The organism is Streptomyces sp. NPDC013157 (assembly GCF_042899865.1).
Lineage (GTDB): Bacteria > Actinomycetota > Actinomycetes > Streptomycetales > Streptomycetaceae > Streptomyces.
Window position 1 is genome coordinate 1 of record NZ_JBIBAK010000011.1, and the last position, 17,891, is coordinate 17,891.

Annotated in this window: 17 protein-coding genes and 1 rRNA gene; 15 read left to right on the top strand and 3 right to left on the bottom strand. The window is 70.6% G+C overall.

Annotated features, from left to right (window positions below; translation table 11 throughout):
- The 10 genes from rrf to ACFY6U_RS29315 all read left to right on the top strand — a co-directional run.
- A 5S ribosomal RNA gene (gene rrf / locus ACFY6U_RS29270) occupies positions 1 to 83 on the top strand; the annotation flags it as partial.
- 72 nt (positions 84 to 155) lie between these two features.
- The gene (locus tag ACFY6U_RS29275; RefSeq protein ID WP_390042986.1) at positions 156 to 800 is read left to right on the top strand and encodes an HAD family hydrolase; all 645 of its coding nucleotides are present in this window, start codon (positions 156 to 158) and stop codon (positions 798 to 800) included.
- Positions 801 to 893: 93 nt separating this feature from the next.
- Positions 894 to 1,625 carry a VC0807 family protein gene (locus ACFY6U_RS29280; protein ID WP_390042988.1) on the top strand — a complete coding sequence of 244 codons (732 nt, stop codon included), beginning with the start codon at positions 894 to 896 and terminating at the stop codon, positions 1,623 to 1,625.
- Between the two features lie 81 nt (positions 1,626 to 1,706).
- The gene (locus ACFY6U_RS29285; RefSeq protein ID WP_390042990.1) at positions 1,707 to 2,927 is read left to right on the top strand and encodes an MFS transporter; all 1,221 of its coding nucleotides are present in this window, start codon (positions 1,707 to 1,709) and stop codon (positions 2,925 to 2,927) included.
- Complete coding sequence (locus tag ACFY6U_RS29290) at positions 2,878 to 4,050, top strand: acetoin utilization protein AcuC (RefSeq protein ID WP_390042992.1); 1,173 nt, start codon at positions 2,878 to 2,880, stop codon at positions 4,048 to 4,050. The genes ACFY6U_RS29285 and ACFY6U_RS29290 overlap by 50 nt, the downstream gene beginning before the upstream one ends.
- Before the next feature lie 293 nt (positions 4,051 to 4,343).
- The gene (locus ACFY6U_RS29295) at positions 4,344 to 5,159 is read left to right on the top strand and encodes a phosphatase (RefSeq protein ID WP_390042994.1); all 816 of its coding nucleotides are present in this window, start codon (positions 4,344 to 4,346) and stop codon (positions 5,157 to 5,159) included.
- Positions 5,160 to 5,289: 130 nt separating this feature from the next.
- Positions 5,290 to 5,499 carry a helix-turn-helix domain-containing protein gene (locus ACFY6U_RS29300; protein WP_067299677.1) on the top strand — a complete coding sequence of 70 codons (210 nt, stop codon included), beginning with the start codon at positions 5,290 to 5,292 and terminating at the stop codon, positions 5,497 to 5,499.
- Positions 5,500 to 5,629: 130 nt separating this feature from the next.
- A complete protein-coding gene (locus ACFY6U_RS29305) occupies positions 5,630 to 5,728 on the top strand; it encodes a 30S ribosomal protein bS22 (RefSeq protein ID WP_003948845.1) in 99 nt (32 codons plus the stop codon).
- A gap of 170 nt (positions 5,729 to 5,898) precedes the next feature.
- Positions 5,899 to 6,984 carry an NAD-dependent epimerase/dehydratase family protein gene (locus ACFY6U_RS29310; protein ID WP_390042996.1) on the top strand — a complete coding sequence of 362 codons (1,086 nt, stop codon included), beginning with the start codon at positions 5,899 to 5,901 and terminating at the stop codon, positions 6,982 to 6,984.
- Between the two features lie 14 nt (positions 6,985 to 6,998).
- Positions 6,999 to 8,102, top strand: a complete 1,104-nt coding sequence (locus ACFY6U_RS29315) for a lysophospholipid acyltransferase family protein (protein WP_390042998.1) — start codon at positions 6,999 to 7,001, stop codon at positions 8,100 to 8,102.
- Positions 8,103 to 8,232: 130 nt separating this feature from the next.
- On the opposite strand, the gene ACFY6U_RS29320 is transcribed toward ACFY6U_RS29315, so the two are convergent.
- The 3 genes from ACFY6U_RS29320 to ACFY6U_RS29330 form a co-directional block, all read right to left on the bottom strand.
- Complete coding sequence (locus ACFY6U_RS29320) at positions 8,233 to 9,477, bottom strand: DUF5667 domain-containing protein (RefSeq protein ID WP_390043000.1); 1,245 nt, start codon at positions 9,475 to 9,477, stop codon at positions 8,233 to 8,235.
- A gap of 234 nt (positions 9,478 to 9,711) precedes the next feature.
- Positions 9,712 to 10,557 carry an ECF subfamily RNA polymerase sigma factor, BldN family gene (locus tag ACFY6U_RS29325; RefSeq protein WP_390043002.1) on the bottom strand — a complete coding sequence of 282 codons (846 nt, stop codon included), beginning with the start codon at positions 10,555 to 10,557 and terminating at the stop codon, positions 9,712 to 9,714.
- A 543-nt stretch (positions 10,558 to 11,100) separates the two neighbouring features.
- Positions 11,101 to 12,024, bottom strand: coding sequence for an HAD-IB family hydrolase (locus ACFY6U_RS29330; protein WP_351486201.1), 924 nt, complete (start codon positions 12,022 to 12,024; stop codon positions 11,101 to 11,103).
- 148 nt (positions 12,025 to 12,172) lie between these two features.
- On the opposite strand from ACFY6U_RS29330, the gene ACFY6U_RS29335 reads away from it, so the two are divergent.
- The 5 genes from ACFY6U_RS29335 to ACFY6U_RS29355 all read left to right on the top strand — a co-directional run bounded on the left by ACFY6U_RS29335 (position 12,173) and on the right by ACFY6U_RS29355 (position 17,840).
- On the top strand, positions 12,173 to 12,448 hold the full coding sequence (locus ACFY6U_RS29335; RefSeq protein WP_390043003.1) for a glutaredoxin family protein: 276 nt from the start codon (positions 12,173 to 12,175) through the stop codon (positions 12,446 to 12,448).
- 280 nt (positions 12,449 to 12,728) lie between these two features.
- A complete protein-coding gene (locus tag ACFY6U_RS29340) occupies positions 12,729 to 13,484 on the top strand; it encodes a redox-sensing transcriptional repressor Rex (RefSeq protein WP_390043005.1) in 756 nt (251 codons plus the stop codon).
- Positions 13,481 to 15,181: a glutamyl-tRNA reductase gene (locus ACFY6U_RS29345; RefSeq protein ID WP_390043006.1), complete on the top strand. Its 1,701-nt coding sequence runs from the start codon at positions 13,481 to 13,483 to the stop codon at positions 15,179 to 15,181. Before ACFY6U_RS29340 ends, ACFY6U_RS29345 begins: the two co-directional genes overlap by 4 nt.
- Positions 15,178 to 16,137, top strand: coding sequence for a hydroxymethylbilane synthase (gene hemC / locus ACFY6U_RS29350; protein ID WP_390043007.1), 960 nt, complete (start codon positions 15,178 to 15,180; stop codon positions 16,135 to 16,137). The genes ACFY6U_RS29345 and hemC overlap by 4 nt, the downstream gene beginning before the upstream one ends.
- Positions 16,134 to 17,840 (top strand): uroporphyrinogen-III synthase, encoded by a 1,707-nt coding sequence (locus tag ACFY6U_RS29355; protein ID WP_351486209.1) that lies wholly within the window; start codon positions 16,134 to 16,136, stop codon positions 17,838 to 17,840. Before hemC ends, ACFY6U_RS29355 begins: the two co-directional genes overlap by 4 nt.
- The last annotated feature ends 51 nt before the right edge of the window (positions 17,841 to 17,891 follow it).

Genomic DNA, 17,891 nt, shown 5'->3' on the forward strand with positions numbered 1-17,891 from the left:
ACATTCCGAACCCGGAAGCTAAGCCTCACAGCGCCGATGGTACTGCAGGGGGGACCCTGTGGGAGAGTAGGACACCGCCGAACAAATATTGGGAAAGGCCCACGCCGTCACGGCGTGGGCCTTTCTGCGTTTACGGGTTCGTTTAGGCTCAGGACATGCGCTACGACCTGGTTATCTTCGACAACGACGGCGTCCTTGTCGACAGTGAGCCCATCTCCAACCGGCTCCTGGCCGGCTATCTCACCGAGTTGGGGCACCCGACCTCCTACGAGGACTCCATACGGGACTACATGGGGTCCGCGATGCACCGGGTCCACGACCTGGTCCTGGAGCGTACCGGGCAGCGGCTGCCGGACGACTTCGACGACGTCTTCCACGCGCGGGTGTTCGCCGCCTTCGAGGAGGAGTTGAAGCCCGTGGCGGGGGCCGCGGGGGTGCTGGAACAGCTGGCGGCGGACGGGGTGCCGTACTGCGTGGCGTCGTCGGGCAGCCATGAGCGGATTCGGGTGGGGCATCGGACGACCGGCCTCGACCGGTGGTTCGACGAGTCGCGGATCTTCAGCTCGCAGGATGTGGGGCGGGGCAAGCCGGCACCGGATCTGTTTCTCTACGCGGCCGAGCGGATGGGGATCGCGCCGGGGCGGTGTGCCGTGGTGGAGGACAGTCCGCTGGGGGTCCGGGCGGCTGTGGCGGCCGGGATGGACGTGTACGGGTTCACCGCCATGACGCCGGCCGAGCGGCTGCGGGGTGCCACCCAACTCTTCTCGGACCTGGGGCAGTTGGCTGACCTGCTGGAATGACCGGGGGCATGACGGCGGCGCTGACAATTGTCATGCCGAGCTCCGGACGTTCGTTTCTACTGGGGGACCCCGGCCGGACGCGAAGCTGGGGGCATGACGAAGACGACGAACACCGGGTCCCAGAGCAAGCAGCAGCCCAGCGTGCTGGAGAACCTCCGGCCGCTGATCGTGGACGTGGCGGTGCCCCTCGGGTCGTACTACTTCTTCAAGGGGGCCTTCGGGATGAGCACCTTCGCCGCGCTCGCCTGGAGCAGCGTGGTGCCGGCCGTGCGGACGGTCTGGAGTGTGGTGAAGGAGCGCCAGGTCAACGGGCTGGCAACGCTGATCCTGGTCGTGAACGTGGTCGGGCTCGCGCTCAGCTTCGTCTCCGGTGACCCGCGGCTCATGCTCGCCAAGGACGGTGCGGTCAGCAGCACCGTCGGGATCGGGATCCTGGTGTCGGTGGCGCTGGGCAGGCCGATGATGACGGCGGGGCTGAGGCCGTTCCTCCTCAAGGGGGACGCGGCCCGGGAGGCCGCCTGGGAGCGGCTGGCGTCCGGGACCGCGGCCAGGTCGGCGGAGTTCCTGCACAAGGAGCGGGTCTTCTCCGTGATCTGGGGGCTGGTCCTGGTGGTGGAGTGCGTCGTCCGGGTCGTCGGCGCCTACACGATCCCCGTGGACACCATGGTCTGGCTGAGCTCGCTGCTGCTGGTCGTCGCGATCACCCTCGGGATGGTGGTCTGCGGAGGTGCCGCCGCCGAGCCGATGGCGTGCCTGATCACCGACGAGGTGAAGCGCCAGGAGGCCGCGCAGAAGCAGGAACAGGAGCTCGCGGTCGCCGCCTGAGCGGGCGGAAGGTAAAGCTGAAGGAAATTCATCTTTGGCTGGATCTACCCACGAGTACGCCGGGGCCCTACGCTCGCCGCCATGACAGATGTGCTGCGGCGCGGTAGGGCCTCACTGGCGTTCAGCTTCTTCACTCAGGGTGCCACCTTCGCGCTGCTGGTGACGCGCATCCCCGCCATCCAGGACCGGTACGGCGTCTCCGACGCGCTGCTGCCGGTCTTTCTGGCTGCCGTGCCTATCCTGGCCGGTGTCGGCAGTGTCACCACCGAGCAGCTGGTGAAGCGAATACGGCCCAGCCGGCTGCTGCGCTGGTCCCAGCCCGTGGTGATGCTGGCGCTGCTCGGGGTCGGGTCCGGCGGGGCGATGGCCGAGCTGGCGGTGGCGCTGGCCGCGTTCGGCCTGGCCGTCGGCGCGCTGGACGCCTCGATGAACATGCTCGGGGTGAGCCTGCAGCGGACGTACGGGCGCAGCATCATGCTCAGCTTCCACGCGGCGTACAGCCTGGGCGGGATCCTCGGGGCCTCGCTGGCCTGGGTGGGGGCGCACTGGCATCTCGCGCTGTGGGTGTCGTACCTGCCGGTGGTCGCGGTGCTGCTGCCGGCCGCGCTGGTGGGGAGCCGGTGGTACGTGGACGGTGACTCCGCGCCCGTGGAGGAAGAGGCGGCCGGTGGTGGCGCGGGCGGTGGTGTCGTCTTCAAGGTGCTGTTGCCGCTGTGCCTGGTGATGACCTTCGCCTACATCGGGGACTCGACCGTCTCCAACTGGAGTGCGAAGTACCTGAAGGACGTGCTGGGCAGCAGTGAGCAGCTCGCCACCGTGCCGTACAACGTGTACATGGTGACCACGCTGGTCGGGCGGGGCATCGGGGACTTCGGGGTACGGCGGTTCGGTGCCGTACCCGTCGTACGGCTGGGGGCGGTGGTGGCGGCCGCCGGGTTCGCGGTGGTGGCGGGGGCGCCGGGGGCGTGGGTCGGCATGGTCGGGTTCACTCTGCTGGGGCTGGGGTTGTGCGTGCTGGTGCCGCAGACCTTCGCGGCGGCGGGGCGGCTGTTTCCGGGGGCTTCGGATGCGGCCATCGCGCGGCTGAATGTCTTCAACTACGTCGGGTTCTTGATCGGTTCGCCGTTGGTGGGGGCGCTCGGCGATGCGTGGAGCTATCGCGGGGCGATGCTGGTGCCGATGGTGTTGGTGCTGGTGACGTTGGTGTATGCCCGTTCGTTCGCGACCAGGTCGGACCGATACGGTGGCGGGCATGAGCGGCCGCGCACAGCTGATGTGGGACGAGGCAGTAACGAGCTATGACTTCGGTCCGGGGCATCCGATGGACCCGGTCCGGCTGGCGTTGACCCGGAGTCTGGTCGGTGCCTTCGGGCTCGACCGGGCGGTGGACGTCGTGGCGGCGAAGCCGGCCGGGGAGTCGACGCTGCGGCTGGTGCACCGGGAGGACTACATCGAGGCCGTGAAGGCGGCCTCGGCGGATCCGTCGGCGGCCGACCAGTCGTACGGGCTGGGGACGATGGACGATCCCGCCTTCGCCGGGATGCACGAGGCGTCGGCGCTGATCGCCGGGCAGTCGGTGGGGGCCGCCGAGGCGGTGTGGCGGGGGGATGCCGATCACGCCGTGAACTTCGCGGGCGGGTTGCACCATGCGATGCCGGGGGCCGCGTCCGGGTTCTGCATCTACAACGACGCCTCGCTCGCCATCGCGCGGTTGCTGGAGCTGGGTGCCGAGCGGGTCGCGTACGTGGATGTGGACGTGCATCACGGGGACGGGGTGCAGGCCGCGTTCTGGGAGGACCCGCGGGTTCTGACGATCTCGCTGCACGAGCATCCCCGTACGTTGTTCCCGCAGACCGGGTGGCCGGAGGAGGTCGGTGCCGGGGCGGGGGAGGGTTCGGCGGTGAATGTGGCGCTGCCGGCGGGGACCGGGGACGCGGGGTGGCTGCGGGCGTTTCACGCCGTCGTGCCGGAGCTGGTCGCGGACTTTCGGCCGCAGGTGCTGGTGACGCAGCACGGCGCCGATACGCACTTCGAGGATCCGCTGGCTCATCTGGCGGTTTCGCTGGATGCGCAGCGGGCGGTGCAGGTGGCGTGTCATGAGCTGGCGCACGAGTACGCCGGGGGGAAGTGGGTCGCGTTGGGTGGGGGCGGGTACGAGGTGGTGGATGTCGTGCCTCGGTCGTGGACGCATCTGGTGGGGGTTGCGGCGGGGCGGGAGGTCGCGCCTGAGGCGCTGGTGCCTGAGGGGTGGCGGCAGGAAGTGTTTGCTCGGACTCGGCAGTTGGGGCCTGGGCGGATGACGGACGGGCGGTGGCCGGTGGGGTGGGCGCGGTGGGACGCGGGGTACGACCCCGCTGATCGCTTGGATCAGGCGGTGCTGGCGACTCGGCGCGCTGTGTTTCCGCTGCGGGGGTTGCTGGCGTAAGGGTTTTCTCGCCCCCGCCGCCCCTACCCGTCCCGTCCCGTCCTTCCAGGGGGTGGGCCCCGTTCGACCGCCCGTTTCGGGGGCTGCCGCCCCCGGACCCCCGCTTCGGTCTGAACGGCCTCGTCCTCAAACGCCGGACGGGCTGGTGGGGGTGCGGACCGGCTCTCGTCCTCGAACGCCGGGCGATGAGAGGTGGTATCGGTCGGCCTTCGTCATCGGGTGGATTACGCCGACTGTGCGGTTTTCGTCTGTTCTGGGGGTCTGGTGGGGGTTGGGGCGTCAGGATCTCTGGTGTGGTGAGTAGTGGTGGGCTTCGGGACTATTTGGTGGCTGCCGGGCTGGCGGGGGTGGTGGGGACCTCGCGGGAGCGGAGTCTTCGGAGTTATCGGTTGTTCGCGGCTCGGGATCCTCGGGTGTTGATCGGGATTGATCCGCAAGGGGGGTGGGGAGAGGCGGAGTTGATTCGGTTGATGGCCGCCAAGTGTGGGGTTTCGGACGATCCTCGGCGTGTTTCAGGGCATGATGTGATCGATCCCGACTTGACGGTCGCGGGGCTGGACGCGTTCGCCGAGCGGGTGGGGGCGGCGGCCCGGCGGCGGGCTGCCGTGTTGTTCGGGACCGGGCATCCGCACCGGCTGATCGGGTTCTACGCCGGTCTCGCGGACGCACTGTCGGCGGCGGGGTGTGAGGTCCTCACCCCCGCGCAGGGTCACTGTGTCGACATAACGACCCGGTTCGGTCTACGTACGTGCAACCTCGATTACGTACGAGGTGTCGGGTTCGTGAGAGAAGTGGGCCGTGAACGCCCCGGTTGTGCGCCGGGTGCGCACACGCATTCGCCGCTGCCGGTTCGGGTGGCGCTGGATGCGGCGGCGGAGGGCGGCGGGCCCCTGCCGGAGCTGGTGGTCGGGGACCATGGGTGGGTCTGCGGTGCAGGTCAGCTCGGGTTTGAGGCCATTGGGCTCGCGGATACGGATGACCCTGCGCTCTTCGTGGGGGAGGCCGAGGGGGCGGTGTCCGTGGCCGTTCCGGTTGATGACGGCGTGCGGTCTGATTGCTACACGCCGCTCACCCGCTACGTACTCAATCGAGCGTGTCTGTCACAGTAGGCCGCCGATGGGTGCACCTCTTCCCCACTCGCATCACCCGCCCCTACATTGGGGAGTGAGCACGCAACGACGAAGAGTCACCGGAAGGGGAAGCCGGTGGCCCGTCGAGTGCGGAAGGTTCAGGTGTGTCATGGCAGCTGGCGAGAGGCCTCTGAACGAGGTTGTGTTCCTGACCGTGGCGGAGGTCGCCGCGGTGATGCGAGTGTCGAAGATGACCGTGTACCGGCTGGTGCACAGCGGTCATCTGCCCGCGATCCGGGTGGGGCGGTCCTTCCGCGTCCCCGAGCAAGCGGTACACGAGTACCTTCGCGAGAGCTATGTGGGGGTGGAGACCGCCTGACGACGGTTTCGGGATAACCCGGAGCACCTCGATTACGAGCTCAGCGCTCGGGCGGGTAGGATAACCCCTCGTAGGTCGTATGGGCCCATGATGCCCAGCACCGAGTGATGAGAAGTGAGCGAGGGTAGTCGTGGGCTCTGTTATCAAGAAGCGGCGCAAGCGGATGGCCAAGAAGAAGCACCGCAAGCTGCTCAAGCGCACGCGTGTTCAGCGTCGTAACAAGAAGTAATTACGGCGCCGAGCCGCGAGAGCTTGTGTGTGGCCCCCCACCAGTACGGTGGGGGGTCACTGCATTTTCCGGCCGTTGCGGCTTGTCGTGGCCTGCTGGGGGTCATGCCGGCGCAACATCGACCCGCTAAGTTGGCCCGCATACGGGAACACGGAAGAAAGGCGCTGATCTTGGGGAAGGTCGTGCTCGTGACCGGAGTGGCCCGTCAACTCGGGGGCCGGTTCGTACGGCGTGTTCAGCGTGACCCCGACGTGGACCGAGTGGTCGCCGTGGACGCGGTGCCGCCGGAGCATCATCTGGGCGGGGCGGACTTCATCCAGACCGACATCCGGCAGCCCACCATCGCCCGGGTGCTGGCCGAGAGCGGCGCCGACACGGTCGTCCACATGGACGTGACCGGGACACCGCTCGGCAGCGGGAGCCGGGCCACCGTCAAAGAGACCAACGTCATCGGGACCATGCAGCTGCTCGGCGCCTGCCAGAAGTCGCCGAACGTCAAGCGGCTGGTGATCAAGTCCAGTACGAACGTGTACGGCTCCGCGCCGAAGGATCCGGCCGTCTTCACCGAGACCACCCCGCCGAAATCCCTGCCCAGCGGGGGGTTCGCGAAGGACACGGTGGAGGTGGAGGGGTATGTGCGGGGGTTCGCCAGGAGGCGGCCCGACGTCGCGGTGTGCGTGCTGCGGTTCGCCAACATCCTCGGGCCGACCGCGGACACCCCACTCGCCTCCTATTTCTCGTTGCCGGTGCTGCCCACCGTCCTCGGGTACGACCCGCGGCTGCAGTTCGTGCACGAGGACGACGTGATCGACGTGCTGCGGATCGCCTCGCACGAGCCGGAGCGTGGCACGCTGAACAGCGGCACGTTCAACATCGCGGGTGACGGGGTGCTGTTGCTCTCGCAGTGCTCGCGGCGGCTGGGACGGCCCACCGTGCCGCTGCTGCTGCCCGCGGTCACCTGGGCCGGGTCCCTGGTGCGGACGCTCGGCATGAGCGACTTCTCGCCCGAGCAGATCCGGCTGCTGACGCACGGCCGGGTGGTGGACACGGTCCAGATGCGCGAGACGCTGGGATTCCGGCCGAAGTACACGACGGCGGAGACCTTCGCGGACTTCGTGCGCGCCCAGGTCCCGGGGCTGCTGCCGCCCCAGGCCGTGGCCGCGGCCGTCGACCGGATCGCCGCGCTGCCCGCCCTGCGCGGCGGGCGGACGCCGGCGGGGACCCCGACGCAGAACCCGACCCAGAGCGCCAACTGAGGAGCGCAGCAACGATGGCGGACGCCAAGGTCATTCCGTTCGACGACGACCGGTCCCGCGGGGCTGCCGTGCAGCGGCCGGCCGCCCGGCGCCGGGGTGCGGGAATCCGGCGCAAGGGCGGTGGCGAGCAGGCCGCGGTGCGTGAGCCTGCGGCGGGGCGCGAGTCCGCGGTGGTGCGTGAGGTCCAGCCTCTCGCCGGGCGGATCCCCGCGCAGGAGGATGTGCATGTGACCCGGGAGAACCCTGAGACGGGCGTGAAGCAGCCGCCGCACGACGAGGCCGGCCTGGAGCAGCGTGTCGCACGCGGACTCGCGTTTCTGCGGCGGCGGCTGACCGGGGAGTACGAGGTCGACGACTTCGGGTACGACGAGGAGCTGACCGACCAGGTCCTGATGTCCCTGCTGCGGCCGGTGTACGAGAAGTACTTCCGCGTCGACGTGAAGGGCATCGAGAACATCCCGGCCCACGGTGGTGCGCTGATCGTCGCCAACCACTCCGGGACGCTGCCGCTGGACGGGCTGATGATGCAGGTCGCCGTGCACGACCGGCATCCGGCGAATCGTCACCTCAGGCTGCTGGCGGCGGATCTGGTCTTCGTGCTGCCGGTGGTGAACGAGCTGGCGCGGAAGCTGGGGCACACGCTCGCGTGCGCGGAGGACGCCGAACGGCTGCTGGCCCAGGGTGAGCTGGTCGGGGTGATGCCGGAAGGGTTCAAGGGCATCGGGAAGCCGTTCGGCGAGCGGTACAAGCTCCAGCGGTTCGGGCGGGGTGGGTTCGTGTCCACGGCGCTGCGGCAGGGGGTGCCGATCATTCCCTGCTCGATCGTGGGGGCCGAGGAGATCTACCCGATGATCGGCAACGCGAAGACGCTGGCGCGGGTGCTGGGGATTCCGTATTTTCCGCTGACGCCGACGTTTCCGTGGCTGGGGCCGCTGGGGGCGGTGCCGTTGCCGACGAAGTGGACGATCCAGTTCGGGGAGCCGATCCATACGGACGGGTATCCGCCGGAGGCGGCCGAGGATCCGATGCTGATGTTCAACCTGACGGATCAGGTGCGGGAGCAGATTCAGCACACGCTGTACAAGTTGCTTGTGCAGCGGCGGTCGGTCTTTTTCTGAGTCGCGATGCGTTGAGTGGTGCGTGCGGGTGCGTGGGGGCTGGTCGCGCCCACGCGGCGGCAGCCGCACATCAAATACAGCCCCGCGCCCCCAGACGGCGGCGAAGCCGCCGTCTGGGGGCGCGGGGTCTTTAGTTGCTCGTGTCCTCGCTGTCGATGCCCAGGCCCGGGAGCAGGCCCGGCAGGAGCGGGGGCAGAGTCACGTCCGGGGCGCTGGATGCGCTCTTGGACGGAGAGGGGCTGGTCGAACCGGTCTTCGGCGGGTCCAGGAGGCCGCCCGTGGTGCCGCCGAGCAGGCCGTTGTCGGTGCTGCCGGAGGCGGAGCCGCTGGGGCTGCCGGTGCCGGTGTCGTGGCCCGAGGAGGAGCTTCCGGAGGAGGACGGGGCCGTCGACCGGTGCCTGCCGGAGGAGCCGGTGGACGCCGTGCCGGAGTCCTTGCTGCCGGTGCCGCCGCCGGTGTTCTGGGACGGCTGGGGGAGCAGGGACTGCAGCGGGGCGACCTCTTGGTCTATGGCGTCGAAGACCGACGACACCTGCTGACTGACGTCCCCGAGCTGGACCGGGAGCCTGCTGCGCAGGGCGCCCCAGGCCTCGCGGTGGGACTGGGCGAAGGCGGACAGGGCCTGGATGGGGCCCAGGGAGTTCGGGTCGCGCTCATACGCCTCGTGGAGCAGGCGGTGGCCCTCGGTGACGTCGTGCTGCATCCCGGACAGGGTGCGGCGGATCTCGCCGATCGACTCGTGGTCGAGGTGGCCGCCGCGGTCCCGCTCCATGAGCCGGCGGGCCTCCATCAGCCTGGTCGAGGCCTGGTCGAGGTAGGTCTGGCCGCGCTGGTCGTCACCGTCGGACAGATAGTTGAGCTTGAAGTCCTCGATGCCGCGTTTGAGGCCGTACAGGGAGTCGCCGGGCAGGGCGTCGGAGCTGGCGGCGGCTACCCCGCCGAAGGCTCCGGCGGCCACGCCGACGCTCAGGCCGCCCGCGGCGAGCCCCTTGGTGAGCCGGGAACGCGGACGCAACTTGCCCAGCGGGCCGGCCCGGTGCGCGCCCTTGGCACGGGACGCACGCTGCTCGGGTACCGAAGCGTCCGCCGCCCCGCCCAGGGTGCCCTCCGCCAGCATGGCCTCCATCGCGGCCACCAGCTGGGCCCGCTGGACGACCTTGACCTCCGGGTCGAGCTCCGGTTTGGGCAGCGCGGCGAGCCCTGTCGCCAGGGCCAACAGCTCGCCCTGCTCGGTCCGTTCGGCCCGGTCAGGGGCGGCCGGTGGATCGCCCGTGGGTCCTCCGGACGGCTCGGCCGCCGGGTCCCGGTCGGGCTGCTCCTCCAGAGCCTGGGCGAAGGCGTTCGCCCGCCGGTGGGCCGATACGTTCGCGATCACTGGCGGCACCTCCTCTCGTCATGACGGTCGACTCCCCAGGGGGTCCTGAGGGTTGCACGCCCCCGACCAGTCCACACGATCGGGTGACCGGGGTCTGGTCGGACGTGACCACAGGGAGCCTGTATCCCGCACAACGAGCGGCTCGGCACTTGGGTTACGGACGGCCGGGGATCGGCTGAGAAAGGCAACGTGCTTTGACGGAGCGTGAGTTGAGCGTCGCCCAGGGTGGCCGGTTCAGCGGGCGTCGTCGGGGAGGAGCCGGGCGAGAGTGCGCACGGCCCGGTACTGGAGGGTTTTGATGGCGCCCTCGTTCTTGCCCATCACGCGGGCCGTCTCGGCGACCGAGAGGCCCTGGAGGAAGCGGAGCGTCACGCACTCCTGCTGCTGGGGGTTGAGGCGTCGTACGGCGTCGAGCAGGGCCGCGTTGGAGAGCGACTCCAGGACGGAGTCCTCGGGGGAGCGCTCGACCTCGTTGGCGTCGAGCATCTCGCCGGTGGTGACCTCCAGGCGGAAGCGGCTCGACTTGAAGTGGTCGGCGACCAGGTTGCGGGCGATCGTGACCAGCCAGGCGCCGAAGTCGCGGCCCTGCCAGGTGAAGGTGCCGATCCTTCGCAGCGCCCGCAGGAACGTCTCGCTGGTCAGGTCCTCGGCGGTCGCCTTGCCGCCGACGCGGTAGTAGATGTAGCGGTACACGGTGTCGCTGTACTGGTCGTAGAGGCGGCCGAAGGCGTCGGCCTCGCCGGCCTGGGCGCGCTCCACGAGGTCCATCATCCGGGCGCTGTCGCTGTCTGCGGCCGGGCGGCGGGCGGTGGTGGCACCGGTGCCGGTGCCGGTGGTGCGGCCGCGTCTGCCCACGCCGCGTCCGTCGCCGGAGCGGCGGCCCTCGACGACGGCGCTGCGCGCCGGCGCCTGTTCCATGCCGTCGGCCAGTGCGTAGCACGGGCCGACGGGGGCGGCGGTGGCGAAGGCGGGGACGGCGTACGCGGTCGGGACAAGGCCGCGCAGCGTCTCTTTGACCGTCGCGACTGTTGCGCGCAGCGTAGCCAGGCCCGAGGCGTCAACCCCGACGTGTGGGTACACGGGACTCCCAGAGGCAGAGCTTCCATCACGTGCAGTACGGAACCTTTCACCCGTCGTAGCGACGGAGGGGTACCGGTTTGCGTCTGAGGAGAATAACGCTTCGTGCAGGCACTGCTACACCGAGTTGCTCAAATCATCGATTGCGTCGCTTCTGTAACCGTTTGGCGGTCGCTCAAGAGCCTTAGGCTGACCGGTTGTTGAACGAAAAGGTGCGGGTTTCGGCGATGTGCGGGGCGTGTTGGGGTGACCGAGCGATAATTCGGGGCGCGCGGCGGGTGGGGACCGGGGTGGGGACGCTCACCGGCGCCTGCAGGGTGCCTCCCCCGGCCTTCGGCCGGGGGGACCCCCAGCGCCCACCCGTGCCGCCCTGCGGCACGACTGCCCGCAGCTGTGCAGGGCACGGTTGAGCAGCGCCCCTTCAGGGGCGCTGGGGGTACCCCCAGCCGAAGGCCGGGGGAGGGACTGCGCGACCAGCCACGACGTGGCGGCGGCTGAGAACCGGCCCGCGGTGCTGCGGCGATGTCCTGCCCGGCCGAAGCCGGACTATCGACGCCGTCGGCTCAACGCGATCGCGGCCGCGGTGCCACCGGCCACCGCGCCGACGCCGGCCGCCGCCGGGATGCCCACCTTCGCCGCCTTGCGCCCCGTCCGGTAGTCGCGCAGGCGCCAGTCCAGCTCGCGGGCGTGTTTGCGCAGCTTCGTGTCCGGGTTGATGGCGTAGGGGTGGCCGACCAGGGAGAGCATCGGGATGTCGTTGTGGGAGTCGCTGTAGGCCGCGCAGCGGGAGAGGTCGAGGCCCTCGGCGGCGGCCAGGGCGCGTACCGCCTCCGCCTTGGCGGGGCCGTGCAGGGGCTCGCCGACCAGTTTGCCCGTGTAGACGCCGTCCACCGACTCGGCGACCGTGCCCAGCGCGCCCGTCAGGCCCAGTCGGCGGGCGATCACGCCGGCGATCTCCACCGGGGCCGCTGTGACGAGCCACACCTTCTGGCCCGCGTCCAGGTGGGCCTGGGCGAGGGCGCGGGTGCCGGGCCAGATGCGCTCGGCCATGTACTCGTCGTAGATCTCCTCGCCGATGGTCTGGAGCTCGGCGACGCGGTGGCCCTTGACGATGGAGAGGGCCGAGTCGCGGGCGTCCTGCATGTGCTCGGGGTCCTCGACGCCGGCCAGCCGGAACCACGCCTGCTGCCAGGCGAACCGGGCCAGGTCGCGGGTCTCGAAGAACTTCCGTTTGTACAGGCCACGGCCGAAGTGGAAGATGGCGGCGCCCTGCATGACGGTGTTGTCCAGGTCGAAGAACGCGGCGGCCTTGTCGTCGCCGAGCACCGGGAAGTCCGGCTCCGCTGCCTCGTCGAGCGGCGCCGTCGCTTCCTGGTTCTTGCGCGCGGCCTCCGCCGAGGCCTCGCCTGCCAACACGCTCCGCGCCGTGGCGGAGCGCCTACGGGGAGTGAGCCATCCGAGAGCGGCCATGTCGTGAGCATAGCCAGTTTGTTCGGGAGTTCCGGAGTCACGGGAGTTGGCTCGGTGTGAACTCTCCGCGACCGGGTCGTTAAACAAGGCGAAGAACCCGTGCAGAAGACGGCGGACATGCCCTCCCAGGGGCGGGACAATGGACGTCATGAGTCCCCTCTTTGGCCGGAAGGCGCCCGCGCCGAGTGCGCGATCGGTCACCCTCATCCGTAAACCCGGCTGCCATCTGTGTGATGACGCACAGGTCGTGGTCGAGAAGGTGTGCGGCGATCTCGGAGTGCCCTGGGAGCAGAAGGACATCACCCAGGATGCCCGGCTTCACGATCTCTACTGGGAACAGATCCCGGTGGTACTCGTCGACGGCGAACAGCACACCTTCTGGCGCGTGAACGAGGAACGGCTCCGCAAGGCACTGACCGACTAGTCCAAACCGGCTGGAAAAGTCGCTTAGGATCGAGCCGGCTTGGTCTCGGGGGCGGGATTCGTGAGGAGTGTGTACGGTTTTGCCCCCATCGGAGAGGGAGCGCGGGCGCTTGTGCGCCGGTTCCGCACGGCTGCGCCGGGGGCGCGTGACCCCGGTCACGTTGGCCGGGCAAATTGGACACCATCTTTGTGCACGCGTTCACAAAGACATAGCCTGCTGTCGACGGGGCGGTCTGGGTACGTGTGACCGTCCGCAGCCCCGCTCAACCCGTTGGAGCACCGTGGCAACTGGCCGAACTCACCGACCGGCGACCCGCAGCCGAGGGATCCCCGAGGCCACCGTCGCCCGGCTTCCGCTGTACCTCCGCGCTCTGACCGCACTGTCGGAGCGCTCGGTCCCCACGGTCTCCTCGGAGGAGCTGGCCGCGGCCGCGGGGGTCAACTCCGCGAAGCTGCGCAAGGACTTCTCCTACCTGGGTTCGTACGGAACGCGCGGTGTCGGCTACGACGTCGAGTATCTCGTCTACCAGATCTCCCGCGAGCTGGGCCTGACCCAGGACTGGCCGGTTGTGATCGTCGGTATCGGAAATCTGGGCGCCGCGCTCGCCAACTACGGCGGGTTCGCCTCCAGGGGTTTCCGGGTCGCCGCCCTCATCGACGCCGACCCGGCGATGACCGGACGGCAGGTCGCCGGGATCGCCGTGCAGCACAGCGACGACCTGGAGAAGATCATCTCCGACAACGGCGTCTCGATCGGCGTGATCACCACCCCGCCGGGCGTCGCCCAGCAGGTCTGCGACCGCCTGGTGGCCGCCGGGGTCACCTCCATCCTGAACTTCGCGCCGACCGTGCTGTCCGTCCCGGACGGCGTCGACGTACGCAAGGTCGACCTCTCCATCGAGCTGCAGATCCTCGCCTTCCACGAGCAGCGCAAGGCGGGCGAGGAGCACGAGGGCGTGGCCGCGCCCGTCACCGCGCACCAGGAGGCCGGCGAGCAGGGGCCCGACGGGGACGTACCCGCCGTGATGCCGGCATGAGTCTCCTCGTCGTCGGACTGAGCCACCGCAGCGCACCGGTCAGCGTCCTGGAGCGGGCCGCGCTCGGCGCGGACGCCCAGGTCAAGCTGGTCCAGGACACGGTCGCCGCCGAACCGGCCACCGAGGCAGCGGTCCTCGCCACCTGCAACCGCATCGAGCTCTACGCCGACGTGGACAAGTTCCACGCCGGGGTCGCCGAGCTGTCCACGCTGCTCGCCCAGCACAGCGGGGTCGGGCTGGACGAGCTCACCCCCTATCTCTACGTGCACTACGAGGACCGCGCCGTCCACCACCTGTTCTCGGTGGCCTGCGGGCTCGACTCGATGGTGGTCGGCGAGGGGCAGATCCTCGGGCAGATCAAGGACTCGCTGGCCCGCGCGCAGGAGCTGCACAGTGCCGGTCGGCTGATGAACGACCTGTTCCAGCAGGGGCTCCGGGTCGGCAAGCGCGCCCACTCCGAGACCGGGATCGACCGGGCCGGACAGTCCCTGGTCACCTTCGGCCTGGAGCAGCTGGCCGCCGGCACCGACGTCGAGGCCTGGGCCAAGGGCAAGAAGGCGCTGGTCATCGGCGCCGGATCGATGTCCTCGCTGGCCGCTGCCACGCTGGCGCGGGCGGGGGTCTCGGAGATCGTCGTCGCGAACCGCACGTACGACCGTGCGGAGCGGCTCGCGCAGATCCTGAACGACGCCGACGACACGGACGTGACGGCCCGCGCGGTACCGATGGATGCGGTGCCGGGCGAGCTGACACGTGCCGACGTCGCCGTCTCCTGCACGGGCGCGACCGGACTGGTGCTGGGCGCGGAGGCGGTTGCGGCGGCGGTCGAGGGCCGTACGGGTGAGCCGGTCGCCGAGATCGACGCACCGACGGCGCCGAAGCAGCCGCCGGCCGTCACCGGCCCCGGTGGCGGACTCGGCGCCGACGACAACTGCCCGCTCGACCGCACCGCCGAGCAGAGCGGCTTCTCCGTCATGGGGGAGGCCGCCGTCGCCGGGATGGCCGCGGCCGAGCTGGAGCAGCACGCGGCCTGGGTGGACAACGGGACCGTCGACCGACGGGACGCGGCCCGCCGTACGCCGGAGGCCGAGGCCGAGCTGATCGGGGCGCTGGCCGAGGCCGCCGCCCGGGTCGGCCGGATCCCGGAGCGGCGCAGGCCGGAGCCGGTCGCCGGGTTCGTCCGGCCCGCCCCCGCGCTCTTCCTCCTCGACCTCGCCATGCCCCGCGACATCGACGCGGCCGTGCACCGGCTGGCCGGGGTGCGGCTGGTGGACATCGAGTCGCTGGCGGAGGCGTCCGCGGACGCGCCGATGGCGGCCGACGTCGACCAGGTGCGGCGGATCGTTTCGGACGAGGTCGCCGCCTTCGGCGCGGCCCAGCGGGCGGCGCACATCACGCCTACCGTGGTAGCCCTGCGGACGATGGCCGCCGACGTCGTCGCGAGCGAGATCGCGCGGCTCGACGGGCGCCTGCCCGACCTGGACGAACGGCAGCGCGGGGAGATCCGGCAGGCCGTGCACCGGGTCGTCGACAAGCTGCTGCACGCGCCGACCGTACGGGTCAAGCAGCTCGCGGCCGAGCCCGGCGGCGCCGGGTACGCGGACGCGCTGCGGACCCTGTTCGACCTCGACCCCGAGACGGTGGCCGCCGTCTCCCGGGCCGTGGACAGCACAGACAAGAAGGACCGACCGGCATGAGTGACATTCCACTGCGACTGGGGACCAGGCGATCCAGACTCGCCATGGCCCAGTCCGGACAGGTGGCGGAAGCCGTGAGCCGGGTGACCGGGCGGCCCGTCGAGCTGGTCGAGATCACCACCTACGGCGACACCTCCCGCGAGCACCTCGCACAGATCGGCGGCACGGGCGTCTTCGTGACCGCCCTGCGGGACGCGCTGCTGCGCGGCGAGGTCGACTTCGCGGTTCACTCGCTGAAGGACCTCCCGACCACCCAGCCCGCCGACCTGGTCCTGGCCGCCGTACCGGTGCGCGAGGACCCGCGGGACGTGATCGTCGCCCGGGACGCGCTGAAGTTCACCGACCTGCCGCGCGGGGCCCGCATCGGCACCGGTGCGCCGCGCCGGGCGGCGCAGCTGAACGCGTACGCGCGCTCGCACGGGCTGGACATCGAGACCGTGCCGATCCGGGGGAACGTCGACACCCGGATCGGATACATACACGACGGCGAGCTCGATGCCGTGGTGCTGGCGGCGGCCGGCCTGAGCCGTATCGGCCGCATCGACGAGGTGACCGACTTCCTGTCGGTCGACACGGTTCTGCCCGCCCCCGGCCAGGGGGCACTGGCGATCGAGTGCGCCGCGGACAACGCGTCGCTGATCGCCGCGCTCGGGGAACTCGACGACCCGCTCACGCGGGCCGCCGTGACCGCCGAGCGATCACTGCTCGCCGCCCTGGAGGCCGGCTGCTCCGCCCCTGTGGGCGCGCTTGCCGACCTGCTGGCCGACGGGCAGATTGTCAAGGAAATGCGCCTGCGGGCAGTCGTCGGCACGACCGACGGCACCCGGACGGTGCAGATGTCCACCACCGGTCCCGTGCCCGAGACATACGACCAGGCGACGGCGCTCGGTCGCGAACTCGCCACCGAGATGCTTGCCCAGGGCGCGGCCGGTCTGATGGGGGAGCGAGCACATTGAGCCCCACCAACCTTCCCGCCGGCCTGGAACACGGGCACGTCACCTTCCTGGGTGCCGGACCCGGGGATCCGGGACTGCTGACCTTGCGTGCCGTGGAGGCACTGTCCAGCGCGGACGTCCTGGTCGCCGAGCACGACGTGCTCGACGTGATCAGAAGCCACGCCAGGCAGGGCGTCTCCGTCGTGGCCACGAATCCGGATCCGTCGTCGGACCCGTATCCGGGCACGGGCACGCCTCAACTCACGGTTGTTGACGGCGCGTCAACAACCGCTTCCCTCCCGCCCGTGCGGGATGCGGCTCATCTTGTCATGGAGGCCGCACGGGGTGGCAGGCGGGTCGTCCGTGCGGTGTCCGGGGACCCGGGACTTGATACGTACGCGACCGAGGAAATGCTCGCCTGCGTGGCCGCGGGTGTGCCGTTCGAGGTCGTGCCGGGTGTCGCGGCCGCGGTGGGTGTGCCGGCGTACGCCGGTGTGCCGCTGCGGGACGCGCAGGGCGCGGACGTCCGCTTCGTGGACGCCCGTACCGCCTCGGACCGGTGCTGGACCGAGGTCGGCGCCTCGGACGGCACCGTGGTCGTGTCGACGACCCTCGACTCGGTGGCCGCGGCCGCCGGGGAACTGGTCGCCGCCGGCCGTAAGCCGGACACCCCGCTGACGGTCACCGTCGCCGGTACGACGACCCGGCAGCGCACCTGGACCGCCACCCTCGGCACCATCGCGCAGACCCTGAAGCAGGCGAAGGTGCTGCCCTCGCCGGACGGCGGCCGGCCGGTGATAGCCGTGGTCGGTGAGCGGTCCGCCGCCGCCCAGCGCGACCAGTTGTCGTGGTTCGAGTCCAAGCCGCTGTTCGGCTGGAAGGTGCTCGTGCCGCGCACGAAGGAGCAGGCGGCGTCCCTCTCCGACCAGCTGCGGTCGTACGGCGCCGTGCCGCACGAGGTGCCGACGATCGCCGTCGAGCCGCCGCGCACGCCCCAGCAGATGGAGCGGGCCGTGAAGGGGCTCGTCACCGGGCGCTACGAGTGGATCGCGTTCACCTCGGTCAACGCGGTGAAGGCGGTCCGGGAGAAGTTCGAGGAGTACGGGCTCGACGCCCGGGCCTTCGCGGGCATCAAGGTCGCGGCGGTCGGGGAGCAGACCGCGAAGGCGCTGGTCGCCTTCGGCGTGAAGCCGGACCTGGTGCCGAGCGGTGAGCAGTCGGCCGCCGGGCTCCTGGAGGACTGGCCGCCCTACGACCCGGTCTTCGACCCGATCGACCGCGTCTTCCTGCCGCGGGCCGACATCGCCACCGAGACGCTGGTCGCCGGGCTCATCGAGCTGGGCTGGGAGGTGGACGACGTGACCGCCTACCGGACGGTGCGGGCGTCGCCGCCGCCGGCCGACACCCGGGAGGCGATCAAGGGCGGCGGCTTCGACGCGGTGCTCTTCACGTCGTCGTCCACCGTGCGGAACCTGGTGGGTATCGCCGGGAAGCCGCACAACGTGACGGTGATCGCCTGTATCGGGCCGGCCACGGCCAAGACGGCCGAGGAGCACGGGCTGCGGGTGGACGTGATGGCTCCGGAGCCGTCGGCCGCGAAGCTGGCGGAGGCGCTGGCGGAGTTCGGTCTGCGGAGGCGCGCGAGCGCGCTGGAGGCCGGGGATCCGGTGACTCGGCCGAGTGAGCGGCGGCCGGGGGCGCGGCGGAGGCGTACCACTACGTGAGCCTCGTGCGGTGAGAGAGGGGGTCCGGGGCTGCGCCCCAGGCCCCCCTTT

Coding starts and splice junctions, on each gene's coding strand:
- ACFY6U_RS29345 (WP_390043006.1), top strand. CDS start 13,481: ATGAGTCTCCTCGTCGTCGGACTGAGCCACCGCAGCGCACCGGTCAGC.
- ACFY6U_RS29335 (WP_390043003.1), top strand. CDS start 12,173: ATGAGTCCCCTCTTTGGCCGGAAGGCGCCCGCGCCGAGTGCGCGATCG.
- ACFY6U_RS29275 (WP_390042986.1), top strand. CDS start 156: ATGCGCTACGACCTGGTTATCTTCGACAACGACGGCGTCCTTGTCGAC.
- ACFY6U_RS29280 (WP_390042988.1), top strand. CDS start 894: ATGACGAAGACGACGAACACCGGGTCCCAGAGCAAGCAGCAGCCCAGC.
- hemC (WP_390043007.1), top strand. CDS start 15,178: ATGAGTGACATTCCACTGCGACTGGGGACCAGGCGATCCAGACTCGCC.
- ACFY6U_RS29290 (WP_390042992.1), top strand. CDS start 2,878: ATGAGCGGCCGCGCACAGCTGATGTGGGACGAGGCAGTAACGAGCTAT.
- ACFY6U_RS29330 (WP_351486201.1), bottom strand. CDS start 12,024: ATGGCCGCTCTCGGATGGCTCACTCCCCGTAGGCGCTCCGCCACGGCG.
- ACFY6U_RS29300 (WP_067299677.1), top strand. CDS start 5,290: ATGGCAGCTGGCGAGAGGCCTCTGAACGAGGTTGTGTTCCTGACCGTG.
- ACFY6U_RS29285 (WP_390042990.1), top strand. CDS start 1,707: ATGACAGATGTGCTGCGGCGCGGTAGGGCCTCACTGGCGTTCAGCTTC.
- ACFY6U_RS29315 (WP_390042998.1), top strand. CDS start 6,999: ATGGCGGACGCCAAGGTCATTCCGTTCGACGACGACCGGTCCCGCGGG.